Annotated in this window: 18 protein-coding genes and 2 tRNA genes; 4 read left to right on the top strand and 16 right to left on the bottom strand. The window is 69.2% G+C overall.

The annotated features are described in order from the left end of the window. Positions 1–232 precede the first annotated feature (232 nt). From I4Q42_RS06130 to I4Q42_RS06105, 6 genes are all read right to left on the bottom strand, one after another. Complete coding sequence (locus I4Q42_RS06130) at positions 233–1,993, bottom strand: class I adenylate-forming enzyme family protein (RefSeq protein ID WP_198575161.1); 1,761 nt, start codon at positions 1,991–1,993, stop codon at positions 233–235. 259 nt (positions 1,994–2,252) lie between these two features. Continuing rightward, on the bottom strand, positions 2,253–4,976 hold the full coding sequence (locus I4Q42_RS06125; RefSeq protein ID WP_198575160.1) for a valine--tRNA ligase: 2,724 nt from the start codon (positions 4,974–4,976) through the stop codon (positions 2,253–2,255). Positions 4,977–5,126: 150 nt separating this feature from the next. Beyond that, positions 5,127–5,666 carry a pole-organizing protein PopZ gene (popZ, locus tag I4Q42_RS06120; protein ID WP_198575159.1) on the bottom strand — a complete coding sequence of 180 codons (540 nt, stop codon included), beginning with the start codon at positions 5,664–5,666 and terminating at the stop codon, positions 5,127–5,129. A gap of 135 nt (positions 5,667–5,801) precedes the next feature. After that, a complete protein-coding gene (locus I4Q42_RS06115) occupies positions 5,802–7,265 on the bottom strand; it encodes a TolC family outer membrane protein (RefSeq protein WP_198575158.1) in 1,464 nt (487 codons plus the stop codon). A 125-nt stretch (positions 7,266–7,390) separates the two neighbouring features. Next, entirely contained in the window at positions 7,391–7,963 is a 573-nt protein-coding gene (locus I4Q42_RS06110; RefSeq protein ID WP_198575157.1) for a protein-L-isoaspartate O-methyltransferase family protein, read from the bottom strand. Between the two features lie 100 nt (positions 7,964–8,063). Beyond that, positions 8,064–8,393, bottom strand: coding sequence for a hypothetical protein (locus tag I4Q42_RS06105; RefSeq protein ID WP_198575156.1), 330 nt, complete (start codon positions 8,391–8,393; stop codon positions 8,064–8,066). 176 nt (positions 8,394–8,569) lie between these two features. On the opposite strand from I4Q42_RS06105, the gene I4Q42_RS06100 reads away from it, so the two are divergent. Beyond that, positions 8,570–9,001, top strand: a complete 432-nt coding sequence (locus tag I4Q42_RS06100) for a hypothetical protein (RefSeq protein WP_198575155.1) — start codon at positions 8,570–8,572, stop codon at positions 8,999–9,001. A 16-nt stretch (positions 9,002–9,017) separates the two neighbouring features. On the opposite strand, the gene I4Q42_RS26340 is transcribed toward I4Q42_RS06100, so the two are convergent. The 5 genes from I4Q42_RS26340 to I4Q42_RS06085 form a co-directional block, all read right to left on the bottom strand. After that, the gene (locus tag I4Q42_RS26340; RefSeq protein WP_269816456.1) at positions 9,018–9,377 is read right to left on the bottom strand and encodes an NAD-dependent epimerase/dehydratase family protein; all 360 of its coding nucleotides are present in this window, start codon (positions 9,375–9,377) and stop codon (positions 9,018–9,020) included. Beyond that, positions 9,374–9,697: an NAD-dependent epimerase/dehydratase family protein gene (locus I4Q42_RS26335; RefSeq protein WP_332873028.1), complete on the bottom strand. Its 324-nt coding sequence runs from the start codon at positions 9,695–9,697 to the stop codon at positions 9,374–9,376. Before I4Q42_RS26335 ends, I4Q42_RS26340 begins: the two co-directional genes overlap by 4 nt. Before the next feature lie 20 nt (positions 9,698–9,717). Continuing rightward, positions 9,718–9,996, bottom strand: coding sequence for an NAD-dependent epimerase/dehydratase family protein (locus I4Q42_RS26330; protein WP_332873027.1), 279 nt, complete (start codon positions 9,994–9,996; stop codon positions 9,718–9,720). Positions 9,997–10,174: 178 nt separating this feature from the next. Next, a tRNA-Asn gene (locus tag I4Q42_RS06090) sits at positions 10,175–10,249 on the bottom strand. 145 nt (positions 10,250–10,394) lie between these two features. After that, positions 10,395–10,469: transfer RNA gene (locus I4Q42_RS06085), tRNA-Asn, on the bottom strand. A gap of 325 nt (positions 10,470–10,794) precedes the next feature. Between I4Q42_RS06085 and I4Q42_RS06080 the strand changes: the two genes are divergently transcribed. Then, a complete protein-coding gene (locus I4Q42_RS06080; protein WP_198575154.1) occupies positions 10,795–11,202 on the top strand; it encodes a hypothetical protein in 408 nt (135 codons plus the stop codon). Position 11,203: 1 nt separating this feature from the next. Here I4Q42_RS06080 and I4Q42_RS06075 read toward each other — a convergent pair whose 3' ends face one another. Further along, entirely contained in the window at positions 11,204–12,013 is an 810-nt protein-coding gene (locus tag I4Q42_RS06075; RefSeq protein ID WP_198575153.1) for a hypothetical protein, read from the bottom strand. A gap of 236 nt (positions 12,014–12,249) precedes the next feature. On the opposite strand from I4Q42_RS06075, the gene I4Q42_RS06070 reads away from it, so the two are divergent. Beyond that, a complete protein-coding gene (locus tag I4Q42_RS06070; protein WP_198575152.1) occupies positions 12,250–12,735 on the top strand; it encodes a hypothetical protein in 486 nt (161 codons plus the stop codon). 55 nt (positions 12,736–12,790) lie between these two features. Continuing rightward, positions 12,791–13,369 carry an NUDIX domain-containing protein gene (locus I4Q42_RS06065; protein WP_198575151.1) on the top strand — a complete coding sequence of 193 codons (579 nt, stop codon included), beginning with the start codon at positions 12,791–12,793 and terminating at the stop codon, positions 13,367–13,369. Here I4Q42_RS06065 and I4Q42_RS06060 read toward each other — a convergent pair. Genes I4Q42_RS06060 through tmk form a run of 4 tightly spaced genes read right to left on the bottom strand, consistent with a single transcriptional unit; the run spans position 13,366 to position 16,595 of the window. Continuing rightward, positions 13,366–14,181, bottom strand: a complete 816-nt coding sequence (locus tag I4Q42_RS06060) for an MBL fold metallo-hydrolase (RefSeq protein ID WP_198575150.1) — start codon at positions 14,179–14,181, stop codon at positions 13,366–13,368. The two genes, I4Q42_RS06065 and I4Q42_RS06060, sit on opposite strands and share 4 nt — an antisense overlap. Continuing rightward, a complete protein-coding gene (locus I4Q42_RS06055; RefSeq protein WP_198575184.1) occupies positions 14,178–14,966 on the bottom strand; it encodes a TatD family hydrolase in 789 nt (262 codons plus the stop codon). Before I4Q42_RS06055 ends, I4Q42_RS06060 begins: the two co-directional genes overlap by 4 nt. Continuing rightward, positions 14,962–15,969 (bottom strand): DNA polymerase III subunit delta', encoded by a 1,008-nt coding sequence (locus I4Q42_RS06050; protein WP_198575149.1) that lies wholly within the window; start codon positions 15,967–15,969, stop codon positions 14,962–14,964. Before I4Q42_RS06050 ends, I4Q42_RS06055 begins: the two co-directional genes overlap by 5 nt. Further along, positions 15,966–16,595 carry a dTMP kinase gene (tmk, locus tag I4Q42_RS06045; RefSeq protein ID WP_198575148.1) on the bottom strand — a complete coding sequence of 210 codons (630 nt, stop codon included), beginning with the start codon at positions 16,593–16,595 and terminating at the stop codon, positions 15,966–15,968. The genes I4Q42_RS06050 and tmk overlap by 4 nt, the downstream gene beginning before the upstream one ends. Positions 16,596–16,599 lie beyond the last annotated feature (4 nt).

The raw sequence follows: 16,599 nt of genomic DNA, 5'->3' as shown, positions 1-16,599 counted from the left end.
TGTTTGATTTTGCTTACGTCTGAAAGCTCCCCGACGGGGATCAACGCCTGTCTATCCCCGTCCGGCGCAGGTGTCCTACTCCCATCGGGAGAAGGAAACCTGCGCCGGATGAGGGGTTAGGGACGGTCGACGGCGTGCCGGCACGCCGGTTGGCGGCGTACGCCCTCACCCTCCCGCCGCTTCGCGGCGGGCCCCTCCCTCTCCCCACGGGAGAGGGAGCAGGTAGACGCCCCTAACCCGTGACGAACACCTTCTTCAGCTCGCTCTTGAGGATCTTGCCGTTGGCGTTCCTGGGCAGGGTCTCGGGCCAGAAGACGACGCGGACCGGCACCTTGAAAGCGGCCAGACGGTCGGCGACGAAGGCGCGGAGGTCGTCTTCGGTGGCCTGCGCGCCGGGTTTCAGGGTGACGACGGCGGCGGGTTCCTCGCCGAGGGTCTTGTGGTCGACGCCGACCAGGGCCGCGTCCATCACCGCCGGATGGTCGTAGAGGACGTTCTCGACCTCGATGCAGTAGATGTTCTCGCCGCCGCGGATCAGCATGTCCTTGGCCCGGTCGATGATGTAGCAGAAGCCCTCCTCGTCGAGGCGGGCCAGATCGCCGGTGCGCACCCAGCCGTCGATGAAGGTCTGGGCCGTGGCCTCGGGCTTGTTCCAGTAGCCCTTCACCACCTGCGGCCCCTTGCACCACAGCTCGCCGACCGCGCCGATCGGCAGCTCCTGGTAAGGCGCCTCCAGGGTCATGATCTTCAGGTCGGTGACCGGCACGGCCGGGCCGCAGCTTTCGGGGCGGTTCTCGTAGTCCTCGCCGGAGTTGGAGGTGGCCGTGGCCGAGGTCTCGGTCATGCCCCAGCCGTTGCCGGGCGAGGACTTGGGCCAGATCTCCTTGATCTTGCGGACCAGTTCGGGCGCCGAGGGCGCGCCGCCATAGGCCACGGTCTCCAGCGACGACAGGTCGTAGTTCTCGCGGCTCGGATGCTCGATGATCTGCCAGGCGATGGTGGGCACGCCGCCCATCTGAGTCAGCTTCTCGTCCTGGATCAGCTGCATGGCCTTTTCGGGATCCCACTTGCGGATCATGGCCAGCTTGGCGCCGCCGAACAGGCCGGGGTTCATCACCGCGAAACAGCCGGTGGCGTGGAAGAACGGCACCGAGATCAGGGCGCCCTTCTGCGGCAGGCTGGGATCCGGCTGAGGCGGGGCCTCGCCCCGGCGCAGGAAGCTCCGCGCGGACGCGGCGGCGGCGGCGAAGATGTTGCTGTTGACCGCCCGGTGGCTGGCCAGGGCCCCCTTGGGCTTACCGGTGGTGCCGGAGGTGTAGAAGATCGTCGCGTCGTCCTCGGGACCCAGTTCGACGGTCGACAGCGGCTTTTCGTCGAGCTTGATCCAGTCGTTGGGACAGCCGATCACGCTTTCCAGGCGCGTGACATAGGGGTGGGCGATCTCTTCCTTGCCACGCGAAACGTAGACGCGCTTGAGTTCGGGGCAGTTGTCGAAATGCTCGGCCAGGCGCTCGAAGCGCTCGACGTCCATCACCGCCACCGAGGCGCCGGAGTCGACGAGGCCGTATTCCAGCTCGGCCCCGGTCCACCAGGCGTTCAGCGGGGTCAGGATCGCGCCGATCGACAGGCCGGCATAGAAGGCCACCGGCCATTCGGGCAAGTTGCGCATGATCAGGGCGACCCGGTCGCCCTTCTTGACGCCGGCAGCTTCCAGCTCGGCGGCGAAGACGGTGACTGCCCGGTAGAAGGCCTCGAAGCTGACCCGCTCGTTCTCGTGCACCAGATAGATCTTGTCGCCGTGGGTGCGGCCGACCTGCAGGGTGTGGCGCAGGGTGGGCGGACAGTTCTTCCAGGTGCGCGTCGGCACGCCGTTGATCTCGACCTCCTCCATCTCGCCGGGCGATCCGGGGGCGGTGATCAGGGCGTAGGCCTGTTTCACCGACATGGCGGGCCAAGGAGGATTGGGGGGCGGCGCGTGAGCGGCCTGGGTCATACGTTACTCTCCCGGTGTCGATCGCGCCTCGTTGAACGAGCGCGTTTCCGTCGAGTAAGCACGGCGCGACGGCCGATGTAAACGGTCGTTTGGACGATAAGGGAACAATGTTTAGTTGGCCGCATCGTCCTTCTCCCCTTGCGGGAGAAGGTGGCGGCGAAGCCGACGGATGAGGGGTCGCGCGGCGGGTTCTGAGAGACCCCTCACCCGACCCCGCTCCGCGGGGCCACCCTCTCCCGCAAGGGGAGAGGGATCGCGGCTAGCCCATCGCCGCCAGACGCTGCAGGGCCGCTTCCAGCTTGGCTTTGGCCGCTTCGGCTTCGGCCAGGCGTTCGCGATTTTCGTCGACGACCTCGGGCTTGGCGCGGGCCAGGAAGTCGGGGTTGCCGAGCTTCTTGCCGGTCTTTTCGATCTCCGACACGTGGCCGGCGATCTCCTTGGTCAGGCGGGCCTTTTCGGCGGCGACGTCGATGAATTCGGCGACGCCCAGGGCGCCCGTCGCTTCACCCATCACCACCGGGGCCGTGCCGGCCGGGGCCGCTTCGACCAGCGAGATCTCACCCAGGCGGGCCAGGCTGACTAGCAGGTCGCGGTGGCGCGACAGGCGGCCTTGGGTGCCCTCGCCCGCCCCGACCACGGCCAGGGCCGGCTTGGCCGACGGCGGCACGTTCATCTCGGCGCGCAGCGAGCGGATCTCGCCCACCGTGTCGACCAGCCAGCCGATCTCGGCGGCCGCCTCGGCGTCGATCCAGCTTTCCGGCAGATCGGGCCAGGAGGTCGAGATCAGCAGGGCCTCGCGGGCCGGGCCGCCCTCCTGCGCCGTCTGGTCCCACAGCTCCTCGGTGATGAACGGCATCACCGGGTGCAGCAGGATCAGGATCTGGTCGAGCACCCAGGCCGTGGTGGCGCGGGTCTCGGCCTTGGCGGCCTCGTCCTCGCCATTGAGGATCGGCTTGGCCAGCTCCAGGTACCAGTCGCAGAAGACGTTCCAGATGAAGCGGTAGAGGCTGCCGGCGGCTTCGTCGAAGGCCGGGGCTTCGAGGGCCTTGGTGACCTCGCCGAGGGTTTTCACGACCTCGCCGCGGATCCACTTGTTGATCGGCTGGGTGACGGTCGCGGGGTCGAAGCCCTCGACGCGGATGCAGCCGTTCATCTGGGCGAAGCGCGTGGCGTTCCACAGCTTGGTGCCGAAGTTGCGGTAGCCCTCGATGCGCTGCTTGGACAGCTTGATGTCGCGCGCCTGGCCCGACATCGCCGTCAGGGTGAAGCGCACGGCGTCGCAGCCCAGCTCGTCGATCAGGGCCAGCGGGTCGATGACGTTGCCCTTGGACTTGCTCATCTTGGCGCCCTTCTCGTCACGGACGAGGGCGTTGATGAACACCTGCTTGAACGGGGCTTCGCCCATGAAGTGGATGCCCATCATCATCATCCGGGCGACCCAGAAGAAGATGATGTCGAAGCCGGTGACCAGGGTGCTGGTCGGGTAGAAGCGGGCGACGTCCGGGGTCTTTTCCGGCCAGCCGAGGGTCGAGAACGGCCAAAGGGCCGAGCTGAACCAGGTGTCGAGGACGTCCTCGTCGCGGTTCAGGACCACGTCGGCGCCGAACTGCTCGCGGGCGGCGGCGTAGGCGGCCTCCTCGGTCTCTTCGACGAAGATCGAGCCGTCCGGGCCGAACCACGCCGGGATGCGGTGTCCCCACCAGAGCTGGCGCGAGACGCACCAGGGCTCGATGTTGCGCAGCCACTCGAAGTAGGTCTTCTCCCAGTGCTTGGGCTCGAAGACGGTCTCGCCGGTCTCGACGGCCTTCAGGGCCGGCTGGGCCAGGGTGTAGGCGTCGACGTACCACTGGTCGGTCAGGTAGGGCTCGATGACCACGCCCGAACGGTCGCCGTGCGGGACCATGTGCTTGGTCTTCTCGATCTCCTTCAGCCAGCCCTCTTCCTCGGCGCGGGCGACGATGGCCTTGCGCGCGGCGAAGCGGTCCATGCCCTGATACTCGGCCGGGACGGCGTCGTTGAGCTTGGCTTCGGGGGTCAGGATGTTGATGGCCGGCAGGCCGGCGCGCTTGCCGACGCCGAAGTCGTTGAAGTCGTGGGCGGGCGTGATCTTCACCGCGCCCGAGCCCTTGGTCGGGTCGGCGTAGTCGTCGGCGACGATCGGGATGCGGCGGCCGACGATCGGCAGGACGACGTCCTTGCCGACCAGGGCCTTGTAGCGCTCGTCCGACGGATGGACGGCGACGCCGGTGTCGCCCAGCATCGTTTCGGGACGGGTGGTGGCCACGACGATGTAGTCGCGCGTCTCATATTGGGTCGGCTTGCCCTCGTCGTCGAAGGCGACCGGGTGCTCGTAGGTCACGCCGTCGGCCAGCGGATAGGCGAAGTGCCAGTAGGCGCCGTCGACCTCCCGTTGCTCGACCTCAAGGTCGGAGATCGCGGTCTGGAACTGCGGATCCCAATTGACCAGGCGCTTGTCGCGATACAGCAGGTTCTGCTTGTAGAGCTGGACGAAGACCTTGCGGACGGCGGCCGACAGGCCCTCGTCGAGGGTGAAGCGCTCGCGCGACCAGTCGCAGCTGGCGCCCAGGCGGCGCAGCTGGTTGGTGATCGCCCCGCCGCTTTCGGCCTTCCATTCCCAGACGCGCTCGACGAAGGCCTCGCGGCCCATGTCGCGGCGACCGATGTTGCCGGCGGCGGCCAGCTGGCGCTCGACCACCATCTGGGTGGCGATGCCCGCATGGTCGGTGCCCGGCAGCCACAGGGCGGCCTTGCCGCGCATGCGGTGGAAGCGCGTCAGCACGTCCTGCAGCGTGTTGTTCAGCGCGTGGCCGATGTGCAGCGAGCCCGTCACGTTCGGCGGCGGGATCACGATGACGAACGGCTCGGCGCTCGGGTCCTCGCTCGGCTTGAAGGCCCCGGAGGCCTCCCAGGCGGCGTACAGGCGCGGTTCGACGGACTTGGGATCGAAGGTCTTTTCAAGCATGGCGCAGGGATATGCCACTTACGGCCGCGCCGGGAAACCGGGCGACGGGTTTATCGGGGATTTTGAACGGGAAAAGGCGGCCGCCGGAGCGACCGCCTTTCCAATTTCCGTGCGTCGGCGCCCGCTCCTAGAAGCGGTACGACGCCAGCATCATACGCCGCGGCCGCGCGAGATCCGGTGGACCTCTTCCTCGACCTTGCTCTCGACGATGCGCGGCAGGTTCTGGTCCAGCCACTCCTTGAGCAGCGGGCGCAGCAGCTCGCGGACGACGTCCTCGAGGGTGCGGCCGTTGGCCGGCATCAGCAGGGCCGAGCTCAGGCTGCCGAAGGCGCTGGCGGCGAGGCCGGCGGCGTGGTCGCCGACCAGGGTCTCGGCGACTTCGTCGCGGTTGAAGGCCGGCGGCGGGCTGTAGACGGGCTCCGGCGGCGGGGGCGGCGGCTCATAGGCCGGCTCCGGCTCGGGTTCCGGGGTGTAGACGTCGAGATCGCCGAGCGTCTCGATCGGGGCCGGGGGCTCGATCGGGTCGGTCAGGTCGAGGACGTCTTCCTCGACGGCCGGCTCCGGCTCGAAAACCGGCTCGGGCGCGGGCGGCGGCGCTTCGGCGGCCGGCGCGTCGTCTTCGGAGATGATCCGCCGGATCGAGGCGAGGATCTCCTCCATCGTCGGTTCTTGGGAGCTCTGATCGGACATGTGGGCTGGGCCGTATTAAAGGGCTACGAATCCTTGGCGTCCTGCAAGACGCGCGCCGCCGATGGTGCAGACTTGCACGGCTTAAGCAAGGCCAAGGATTCGCGGCGCGATGATTCGTCCGAAGGATGGACGGTTTTACTTACCCGCGGCGGGGACGACGGCGGCCGGCGAGGCGACCTTGTCGAGGGCCTGGACCACCGGCTCCCACGGCACCCAGCCGATGGCGTGGTTGACCTTGTCGAACGAGGTCTTGGGATCGTAGCGCGTCACGTCCGGCGCCAGCTTGCCGACGTCGAGCGCGCCCATGGCCTGCAGCACGCCGGCGCTGGCGACGTATTCGTCGCGGCGGGCGGTGACCAGGGCCAGTTCGGCGGCGCGCAGCTCCTGCTGGGCGTTCAGGACGTCGAGCGTGGTGCGCAGGCCGACCTGCTGCTCCTGGCGCACGCCTTCGAAGGCGATCTTCGTCGCCCTCACCTGCTCCTCGTTGGAGACCAGGTTGGCGCGGGCGGCCAGGAGGTTGCTCCAGGCGCTGGAGACCTGTTGGACGACGGTGCGCTTGGCGCCCTCGACGGCGATGCGGGCGGCGTTCTCGCGCTCGCGGGCGGCGCGGATGGTCGAGGCGTTGAGGCCGCCGGCGAAGATCGGCACGCGGGCGGTGATCGAGCCGGCGATGGCGCGATCGTAGTCTCCGAACTGCTTGCCGCTCTTACCCGCCGCGTTCACCTCGCTGGCGTCGTAGCCGAAGCTGGCGCCGGCCGCGACCGTAGGCAGGTAGGCCGCGCGAGCCGCGGCGACGGCGGCCGTTGCGGCCTGCTCGTCGTAGCGGGCGGCCACGACGGTGGGGTTGTTGGCTTCGGCTGCGTCGAAGGCCTGCTCGACCGTGCCCGGCAGCAGGGCGGCGAGCGAAGGCTCGGGCGCCAGGTCGGTCGGGTTCTGGCCGACGATCTGGGCGTAGTTGGCGCGAGCCACGGCCAGACTGGCCTGGGACGACGACAGGCTGGCCTTGGCGGCGGCCAGGCGGGCCTGGGACTGGGCGACGTCGGTGCGGGTGATCTCGCCGACCTCGAAGCGGGCGTTCGATTCGTCCAGCTGGCGGGTCAGGACGTTGACGTTCTCCTGGGCGATCCGCAGGCTTTCCTGGGTGCGGCGAACATCGACATAGGCGGTGATGACGTTGGCCAGCAGCGACTGCTCGACGCTGCGCAGGTCTTCGCGGCCGGCCAGAACGTTGGCCTGGGCGGCGGTCAGGTTGGCGCTGGCCTTGCCGCCCGTGTAGAGCGGCTGGGACAGCGACACCGAGGCGCCGCTGCCGCTGGTTTTCAGCGTGTCGTAGGGTCGCGACGGGCTGGCGTCGGTTCCATAGTCGGTGCGCGAGGCCGTCAGGTCGGCAGAGCCGCTGACGGTCGGACGGAAGGCGCTCTTGGCCTGGACGACGCCCTCGTCGGTGGCCCGCAGCGCCGCCCGCTGCTGCTGAAGAGTCGGGTTGGTCTGGTACGCCAGCGCGACGGCGTCCGTCAGCGTCTCGGCGTTCGCCGCCGACGCCAGGAAACTCATGCAGCAGGCGGCGGCCAGCAATCCGGCCCGACGGCTCTTCGACATCCCGTTATTCCCCAACACACACGAAGCTCGCACTTCCATACGAGCGCTGTAAGGCCGACCGTCAACCGTCGCTAGTTAAGCTTTTTTCACGCAGGCGTTGTGCCTGGGCCGCGAAAAGAGCTCGATCAGAACGCGAAGCCGGCCTCGACCGGGAAGCCGGCCAGGAGAGAAGGCGTGGAATCGAACACGGCGCGGGCGCCCACGCCATCTTCGGCGCGGACATAGAGCGTGGCGCGGCCGACGGGACCTTGGCGCTCGACGACGCCCAGGCGGCCATGCAGGGCCAGGGCCGCGGTCCAGGCGCCGGGAGCCTTGGGCACGCCGCCTTCGCAGACGATGACGTCATATTCACCGCCCGGAACGGCGGCCAGGTCGTCGCCGTCGAGACGGGTGACGGCCAGGCCCATGGTCTCGAGCACGACGGCGGCGTAGGGCGCGGCGATGGCCAGGGCCTTCTCGCCGGCGCGCGGCTTGATGATCTGCAGCAGCTTGCCGATGTCGCGCGGGCGCATCAGGGCGCGGCCCGGAGCGTACTCCACCTCGGCGTCGGCATAGGCCAGATAGCCCTTGCCGGCGGGGACGAGGTTTTCGCGCGGCACCACCCGCAGGGCGTCCTGCAGCGGCAGGTCGGTCACGTCGGCGGTGCGGATCTGGCTTTCCACCATGTTCAGGCGGGCGGCCGCGAAATCGGAGCTCATGGACTTCCTCGGAAAGCGGTTCGACAGGCTTATAGGTCCGCGTCTCGTCGGAAGGCAATCTGCGCCTGCATACGAATGCACGGCGCCTTTTGGCGCCGCGTCAGACCGTCTCGCCGAGCAGGCGGCGCAGTTGGTTGATGGCCGGGCGCATCAGGGGGCAAACGGTGGCCGCCGTGGCCAGGGGCGGCCCCAGCACGGCCGCACGGCCGGCGTCATTCTCGCACAGCTGCACGGCGATGCGGGCGATCAGGGCCAAATCGGGGTCCTGCAAGGCCGCGCGCTGGTCAAGCAGCCGCGTCAGATAGCGGGGGTCGGCGTCATCGGGATAGGTCTCGATCGCGTCCTCGACGCTCTTGAGCAGCACCTCGATACGGCCGTCCGCCCCCACGGCGGTCGCGGCCTCACGCAACTTCACTTCGATCTCACTCATGCCCCAACGCGCCCCCCGCGTCCGCCGTCCCCTGAATTCGGCGGCCCGTATGGCGTAAAATCACGCCCGGCGCCTCCCCCAAACGCAAGCTGTCCCCAAAATGGGGACATGATGAATTTTACTGGCGCAGCGACTCAGGCTGACGATTAATGCGGCCTTAAGCCTCAGGGGACGGCATGAGCACGGATGTTCGGCGCGCGGTTATCCGCCTTTCGGCGGGTTATTTCCTGCGCTCGCTGGATGTCGCCAAGAGCGTCCACGGCAACGACCCGGTCCGCGCCGTCGTCTTCACCACCATCTGGGTGGCCAACACTTCGCACATCAAGCCCAATATGGGCTTCGACGCCAAGGAGGCGCTGGTCCAGGACGCCCTGCGCAGGCCGGTGACTGTGGTGCAGATCGCCGATTCCCTGGCGATGCCCGCCGAGACCGTGCGCCGTCACGTCAGCGCCCTGATCGCCGACGGCCTGTGCGTGCGCCATGGCCGCAAGGGCGTGACCATTCCGGCCGAGGTGTTCACCCGCCCCGAGATGCTGGCCTGCCTGGACCGGCAACATCAGTACACCGAGACCTATTATCGCGAGTTGCAAAGGCTGGTGAGCGCCTAGGCGCGACGACCGCCCGTCACGCCCTGGACGCCTCGAACCGCAGCGCATCGGCGATCATCGTCTCCAGGTCGCGCGTGGGCCGCCAGCCCAGACCCTCGCCGATGGCGCGGATGTCGGCGACCAGCGACGGCGGATCGCCCTCGCGGCGAGGACCGAAGGCGTAGGGCGTCGGACGCCCGGCGACCGCCCCGGTCGCCTTGATCAGTTGCAGCACCGACGCGCCCCGCCCGGCCCCGACATTGTAGGTCGCGCCGCGCCCGCCCTCGATCAGCTGGCGCGGGGCCAGCACATGGGCGTCGGCCAGGTCGGTTACGTGGACATAATCGCGGATCGCGGCGCCGTCGGGCGTGGGATAGTCGGCGCAGAAGATCGTCAACGGGCCGCTTCGGCCAAGAACGGCCTTGCACAGCACGGAACCAGGTGGGTCTCGGGCTCGTGGCGCTCGCCGATCTGGCCGGCGGGATCGGCGCCGGCGGCGTTGAAGCAGCAGAAGATGGTGACGTTCAACCCGTTGGCCGCCTCCATTCGGCGCAGGGCGTCTTCCAGGGCGAGCTTGGTCGATCCGTAGGGATTGATCGGCCGGGTGGGATGGTCCTCGGGGATCGGCGAGACCTGGGGCGCGCCATAGACCGAAGCGGTCGACGAGACGACCAGCGGGGCGACGCCGGCGTCGGCCAGCGCCTCGGCGAAGATCACCCGGCCGTCAGGTTGTTGTCCTAGTACCTGGCCGGATCGCGCGTGCTTTCGCCGACCAGGCTGTGAGCGGCAAAGTGAATCGCGCCCCTGATGTCGTAGCGGGCGACAAGGTCCGTCACGAGCGCGGCGTCGCGGATGTCGCCCTCGTGCAAAGGTCCCCACTTCACCGCGTCGGCTTGGCCCATGACCAGATTGTCGAGCGTGACGGGGCGATAACCTGCCGCCGCGAGCGCCTTGCAGGCGTGAGACCCGATATAGCCGGCGCCGCCCGCCACGAGAATCGACTGGGAACTGGACACCGGCCCTCTTTCGCCGCTCGCGCCCTGGCGCGCCAGCGTCACTGCATGTCGCTAAACCTTGCGCCGGCCGCAAACCCAAAGCCTTCCGGACACCGAAAGACGCGCCGGCTCCGGACGATGAAACGATCAGGCCTTGCAGGGATATCCCTGGCGAACTCCCTTCGAAAACGAAGGAGAGTGGCTCCGCGGGTAGGATTCGAACCTACGACCAGCCGGTTAACAGCCGGCTGCTCTACCACTGAGCTACCGCGGAACAGGTCGCTCTCAAGAGAGGCTGGGTGATAGCCGCCCGGGTGACTCGGCGCAAGACGGCAAAACGACGCGAACGCCGATAAACAACAACTGCTTGTGGAGGGTTTTTGAGAGCGGGAAGGCCTTCGAAAAATCGAAGGAAAGAGTGGCTCCGCGGGTAGGATTCGAACCTACGACCAGCCGGTTAACAGCCGGCTGCTCTACCACTGAGCTACCGCGGAACAGGTCGCTCTCAAGAGAGGACGCGGTTTAGCGGCGTCGGCGACTCGGCGCAAGCGCCTTTGAGACAAAAAAACAGCCCGGTTCGAAAACCGGGCTGTGAAAAAGTTGAGTGATGGTGGGGCGCCTTCAAAAAGAAGACGCTCTCAACCTCGTCAATCATGGTTAACCAGATCTTAATTTCAGACCCGGAGGCCAAAAGGTCGCAGGCGCTCGAGATCAGACCGGCACGACTCGCGCTCAATTCGCGACCCAATCTGCGATCATGTGTAACGGCGATACGCGGCGCGCTTCCCGCAGGCCGACTCGGTCGCTAAAGCGTTCACCATGAACGAACCCGACGACCAGTGGTCGGTCACGCTCCAGCGCGGCGTGGCCAGTCTCGATTTCCAGGTGACGCGCGATCCGGCGATCGGATCGCCCGTGATGACGGGCAGGCCCGCCGACATGCGCGGCGCGCGCGCCATGGTCCAGGCCGCGGCCCTGGCCGCCGCCGAGGCCGACCGCTGGGTCGCCGTTGGCTCGGGCGACATTCCCATCCCCCGTGACCTGGTGCTGACCCGGCGCGACCTGGCCAAGGCCAAGGCGGCCGAGCCGGCCGGCAGCGTGACCTCGCCGTTCACGGCCGGCTATGCCGCCGTCTACCGCCTGGAACTGGTCAGGCTGCTGTGGGCGGCGATCTCCGACGCCCCCGCGCGCCGGCTGGAGGAACTGGCCCGGCGGGTTCCGTCCTGAGCTAGAAACGCCGCCACACGGCCACGACGCCGCCGCGCTCGCGCAGGGCGTTGCGGCCCGAAGCCGTGCCGGTCAGACCGGCCTGGACGGACCAGCCGGCCGGCAGGTCGTAGACCGCCGAAAGCTCCAGATTCAGGTAGCGATAGGCCTCGTAGGCGCCCTGCCCCGCGCCGAGCGACGACACCGCATAGCCCTGGCCCATCAGCATCAGGCGCCTGTTCGGCCGTACGCCGGCCGTGGCCTCCAGCCGGCGCTCGTCGGGCGGCTCGCCATTGCGCCGCCGCAGGCCGCCCTGCAGATCGACGAAGACGTCGCGCCCGTACACAGCGCCGCTCCAGCCGACCAGCAGGCGGCTGTCGTATTCGGTCTCGGGCGAGCCCTTCTGGGCCGCGCCGGGATCGGCGTCGCCGCCCGGCAACCGCACCGCGTTCTGGCTGGACACCACCCAGCCGTCGCGGGACAGCAGGCGATACCGCGCGCCGATCTCGAAATGCCCGGGTTCATCGGCGCGGGCGTCGCGCGTGTGCAGCCTTCGCACCGAGCCCTGGACGCCAAGCGTCAGCCGGTCGGTCAGGCCGTACTCGGCGAAAGCCTGAAGCTCGGTCTTGCGGTAGTCGACGATGTCGATCGCCCGGCCCTCGGCGTCGAAGCCATGGGTGCTGTCCTGGCGGCGGAGGTTGACGATCACCTCCTTGCCGCCTTTGGGCTGGGTCCAGGCGGCCGCCCAGGCCGCGTCCGCGGAGGCCAGCAGCGAGGCGAACGCCGCCATCGCCCCAAGCCCCATCCTGGCCAGCGTCAGGCCGCCCTTCATGTCTCGCCCCCATGCGACCGCATGGCGACGATATGAACACCAACTATCGCAAAAGCTGTATAGATATTTATGCGATTGACTCGCAAGAGCGTGACACCTAGATCCTATTGCGAACCAATCGCAAACCGATGTCGGGTTTCCTCCCCTCACCCATGACATCGCCTGCGTCCGGCGGAGGCTGCCCTCCGTCGGACGCCCTTTGCGCACACTCGCCGACCGGCCCCTGGAGGTTCCGAATGAGCTGCGCCTGCGGACAGGAACTGGATTTCGAGGACACCGGCCCAGACGGCCTGGCCCGGGGCGAGCGGCTGCTGCTCTGGGGCCTGCGCACCTGGGCGGCGCTGCGGCTGCAAGGCCGGCCGGCCGAGGCGGCGATCCGCTCGGCCTTCGCCCGCTCCGCCTCGCCGCGCACCGCCTCGCTGTTCCTGCAGACCATGATGCTGGTGGAAAGCGACCTTGTGCGGCCGCTGCAGATCCAGTGCCCGCACTGCGCGGGCTATGGGCTGGACGAGCAGCGGCTGGTCACCGCCTGCGGCCTGGCCGCCGCGGCCCCGGGCCTGGCCTCGCGCCTGCTCGCGCCCCTGGTCGCCCGCCCCGACGTGACCGCCGTCCTGGCCCGCGCCCTCAACCACGCCCTGGCCCTGGACGGCGCGCCGCTGCCCGTGCGGATGGGAGAGCCGGTCGAAGACGCCCAGCCTCTGCGCATGGCGACGATCCACTAGGCCCGCGGGCCCGGGCCGGCTTGGCGAAGCGACCCGCCTCGCCTATCCAGGGTCCATGACCACACACCGCATCGTCGACCAGGACCTCGTCTATTCCGGCTGGCTGCGGCTGCACGCCCTGACCCTGGAAAGCGCCGGCGGCGAGCGGTTCCGCCGCATGGTCGAGGACCATGGATCTGCGGTGGCGGTGCTGCCCTATGATCCCGAGCGCAAGGTCGGCGTGGTGGTGCGGCTGACCCGCGCGCCGCTGCTGTTCACGGGCACGCCCGCCATCGTGGAGGTTCCGGCCGGCCTGATGGACCCGGGCGAGACGGCCGAGGCGGCCGCCCGTCGCGAGGCCCTGGAGGAAACCGGCCTGGCGCTGCGCGACGTCGACGCCGTCGGCGCGATCCTGTCGATGCCGGGGGTGTCGACCGAAAGCATCGCCCTGTTCCTGGCCGAATACGCCGTCTCCGACCGCGCCCACGCCGGCGGCGGCCTGGCCGAGGAGCACGAGGACATCGAGGTCATCGAACGACCGCTGGACGACCTCTGGATCGAGATGTCGGCGGCCGCGCCGTTCGACGCCAAGAGCAGGTGCCTGCTTCAGGCCCTGCGGCTGCGACGGCCGGAGCTGTTCTCGGTTCCGGTCTAGAGCTCGACCACGAAGCGCAGGCCGTCATAGGCCGGCTCGACGCCGGGCGGCAGTTGGCCGGCCAGGACGTTGTAGTCGAGATCGATGTGCAGGTTGGTGAGGATCGCCCGCTTGGGCCTGGCCCGCTCGATCCAGCCCAGGGCCCGCTCGACATTGGCGTGGGTGGGATGGGAGGTCCAGCGCAGGGCGTCGACGATCAGCACGTCGAGGCCTTCCAGGGCGAGCCAGCTGTCCTCGGGGATCTGCAGCACGTCGGGAATGTAGGCGACGCCGCCGAACCGGAAGCCGGCGGCTCGGATCTCGCCGTGGTCGACGTCGAAATTGACCACCGGAATCGCGCCGCTGGGCCCTTCGATGCTCCAGGCCTGGCCATGGGCCGGCAGATGGCGCGGGTCGCAGATGGCCGGATAGCCGCCGGTGGTCTCGAAGATGTAGCGAAACCGCAGCAGCAGGCCGTCATAGGTCGCCGGATCCATGTAGGTCGGGATCTTGAAGCGGTGGTTCAGGAAGAACGGCCGCACGTCGTCGATGCCATGGGCCTGGTCAGCGTGGTCGTGGGTGAACAGCACCGCGTCGACGCGGCCCGCCCCTGCTCGCGCGGTCTGCAAACGCAGGTCCGGCGAGGTGTCGACGATGACCGTGGTGTCGCCGCGCGGATCGCCGCCCGACAGCCGCCGCACCAGAATCGAGCAGCGCGAGCGGTGGTTCTTTGGCTCGGCCGGATCGCAGTCGCCCCAGTTGCCGTCGGCCCGCGGCACGCCGCCGGAGGAGCCGCTGCCGAGGATCGTGAACTCCAGCCGGCCGCCGCTCATGGACGCGGTATCGCGTCGAACAGGGCGAAGAAGGCGTCTTCGGAGCGCTGCTCCGCCTCGGCGCGGCTCCAGCCGCGGATCTCTGCCAGCTTGTCGACGATGTGCGGCAGGTGAGCCGGCTCGCAGCGGCGGCCGCGCATCGGCACGGGGGCCAGATAGGGACAGTCGGTCTCGACGATGATGCGGTCGCCCGGCATGTCGCGGATCACGGCGCGCACGTCCTCGGCCTGCTTGAAGGTGGCGATTCCCGAGACCGAGAACCAGGCGCCCAGGGCGGCGGCCCGGCGGGCCAGGTCCGCGCCGCTGGTGTAGCAGTGCATCAGGATCTTGAAGGCGCCCTTGGCGTGCTCCTCCTCGAGGATCTGGCCCATGACGTCGTCGGCCTCGCGGGTGTGGACCACCAGCGGCAAGCCGGTCTTGCGGGCGGCGGCGACATGTTGCTTGAACACGGCGGCCTGAACCTCGCGCGGCGACAGGTCGTAGTGGAAGTCCAGGCCCGTCTCGCCGATGCCGACCACCTTGGGCCGGCCGGCCAGGTCGACCAGTTGGGCCGTCGTCAGGTCCGTATGGTCCTTGGCCTCGTGCGGGTGGGCGCCGACCGTGCACCAGATATCGGCTTCCGCCATGGCGATGGCGTGGACGTCCGGAAAGCTGGGGATCTTGTCGCAGATGGTCAGCATCATCTCGATCCCGGCCTCGCGGGCGCGGGTGATGACGGCGTCGCGGTCCTCGGCGAACTGGGGCGCGTGCAGGTTTACGTGGCTGTCGATGAGCATGCGGTCAATTGGCGGCCTTGGCGGCGGCGCGCAAGTCCGCAATCGCCGTCCAGAACACGTCGGCGCGGTCGAGGTTCACGGCCTCGGCCTCGATCGGCAGCCGGATCAGCCGCTCCCAGGCGCCGGCCCAGCGGTCGAGGCCGGCCGGGGTGCGGTCGCCGGCCATGCCGACGGCCATGGCGTGGATCTGGTCGGCCAGGCGCTCGAACAGCAGCTCGAAGCGGGCCTGGCCCTCGGCGCCCTTGAAGGTGTCGGCCAAGGCCAGCAGCGCGGCCTCGTCGATCTCGGGCAGCTTGCGCAGGATCTCGCCGGCGGTGTCGTCGGCCTCCAGGGCCTTGGCGGCGGCCAGCTGCAGCGCCTTGCCCGGCGCGCCGTGGGCCATGCGGCCCAGGCGCTCGGCCTGGCGGCGGTCCAGGCCCAGGCGGTGCTCGACCATGTCGGCGGCGCGCTCGACGCCGGGCGCAGGCACGGCCAGGCGCCGGCAGCGCGAGCGGATGGTCGGCAGCAGCTTGCCCGGCGAATGGCTGATCAGGAAGATCACGCCCCGGGCCGGCGGCTCTTCCAGGGTCTTCAGCACGGCGTTGGCGGCGTTGACGTTGAGGTCGTCGGCTGCATCGATGATCGCCACCCGATAGGGCGAGACGGCCGGCGAATTGGCGAAGAAGCCGGGCAGCAGGCGGGCCTCGTCGACCGGGATCGACTTGCGGGCCTTGCCGTCGTCGGTGGCGCGCTCCAGCACCATAAGGTCTGGATGCGAGCGGGCGGCGACCTGTCGGCTGGTGAAATCGGACGGCGCCGAGCCCAGGGCCCCGAAGGCCGGATCGGGCCGCGCGCCCAGCAGGCGGCGGGCCATGCGATAGGCCAGGGTCGCCTTGCCGACGCCTTCGGGGCCGGTCAGCAGCCAGGCGTGGTGCAGCCGGCCGCGGCCCAGGGCGTCGATGAACGACAGCTCGGCCTTCTCCTGGCCGTCCAGCGAGAAGACGTCGCGCGGATGCGGAGGCGCGTCGCTCATGCCAGGTCCAGCCGCTCGGACACGGCCTCCCAGACGGCGACCGAGACTTCGTCGATGCTCGCCGTGGCGTCGATCACCTGGCAGCGCTCGGGCTCGCGGCGGGCGATCTCGAGGAAGCCGGCGCGCAGGCGCTTGTGGAAGTCGAGGCCCTTGGATTCGAAGCGGGCGGCGCCGCCCCGCGCCGAAGCGCGTTCCAGCCCGGCCGTGGCCGGCAGGTCGAAGACCAGGGTCAGGGCCGGGACCGTGACGCCCAGCACGTGCTCTTCCAGGCTGGCGATCAAGGACGCGGGCGCATCGCCGCCGGCGCCCTGATAGGCCCGGGTCGAATCGGCGAAGCGGTCGCAGACGACCACCGCGCCGCGGTCGAGCGCCGGACGGATCACCCGCTCCACGTGGTCGCGGCGAGCGGCGTACATCAACAGGGTCTCGGTCACCGGCGACCAGCGATCGGCCGCGCCGTGCACCAAGAGCTCGCGGATCGCCTCGCCGCCGGGGCTGCCGCCGGGTTCACGGGTCAGGACGACCTCATGGCCGAGCGCCTCCAGCCGCTGCGCCAACAGGCGCACCTGGGTGGACTTGCCGGCGCCTTCGCCGCCTTCGAAGCTGATGAATGTTCCGCGGGTCACCGGC

Origin of the sequence: Caulobacter hibisci, assembly GCF_016135805.1 — a bacterium.
In the GTDB taxonomy this organism is placed as follows: Bacteria; Pseudomonadota; Alphaproteobacteria; order Caulobacterales; family Caulobacteraceae; genus Caulobacter; species Caulobacter hibisci.
Note: the sequence above shows the minus strand (reverse complement) of the source record. Positions and strands in the feature narration are given on the sequence as shown.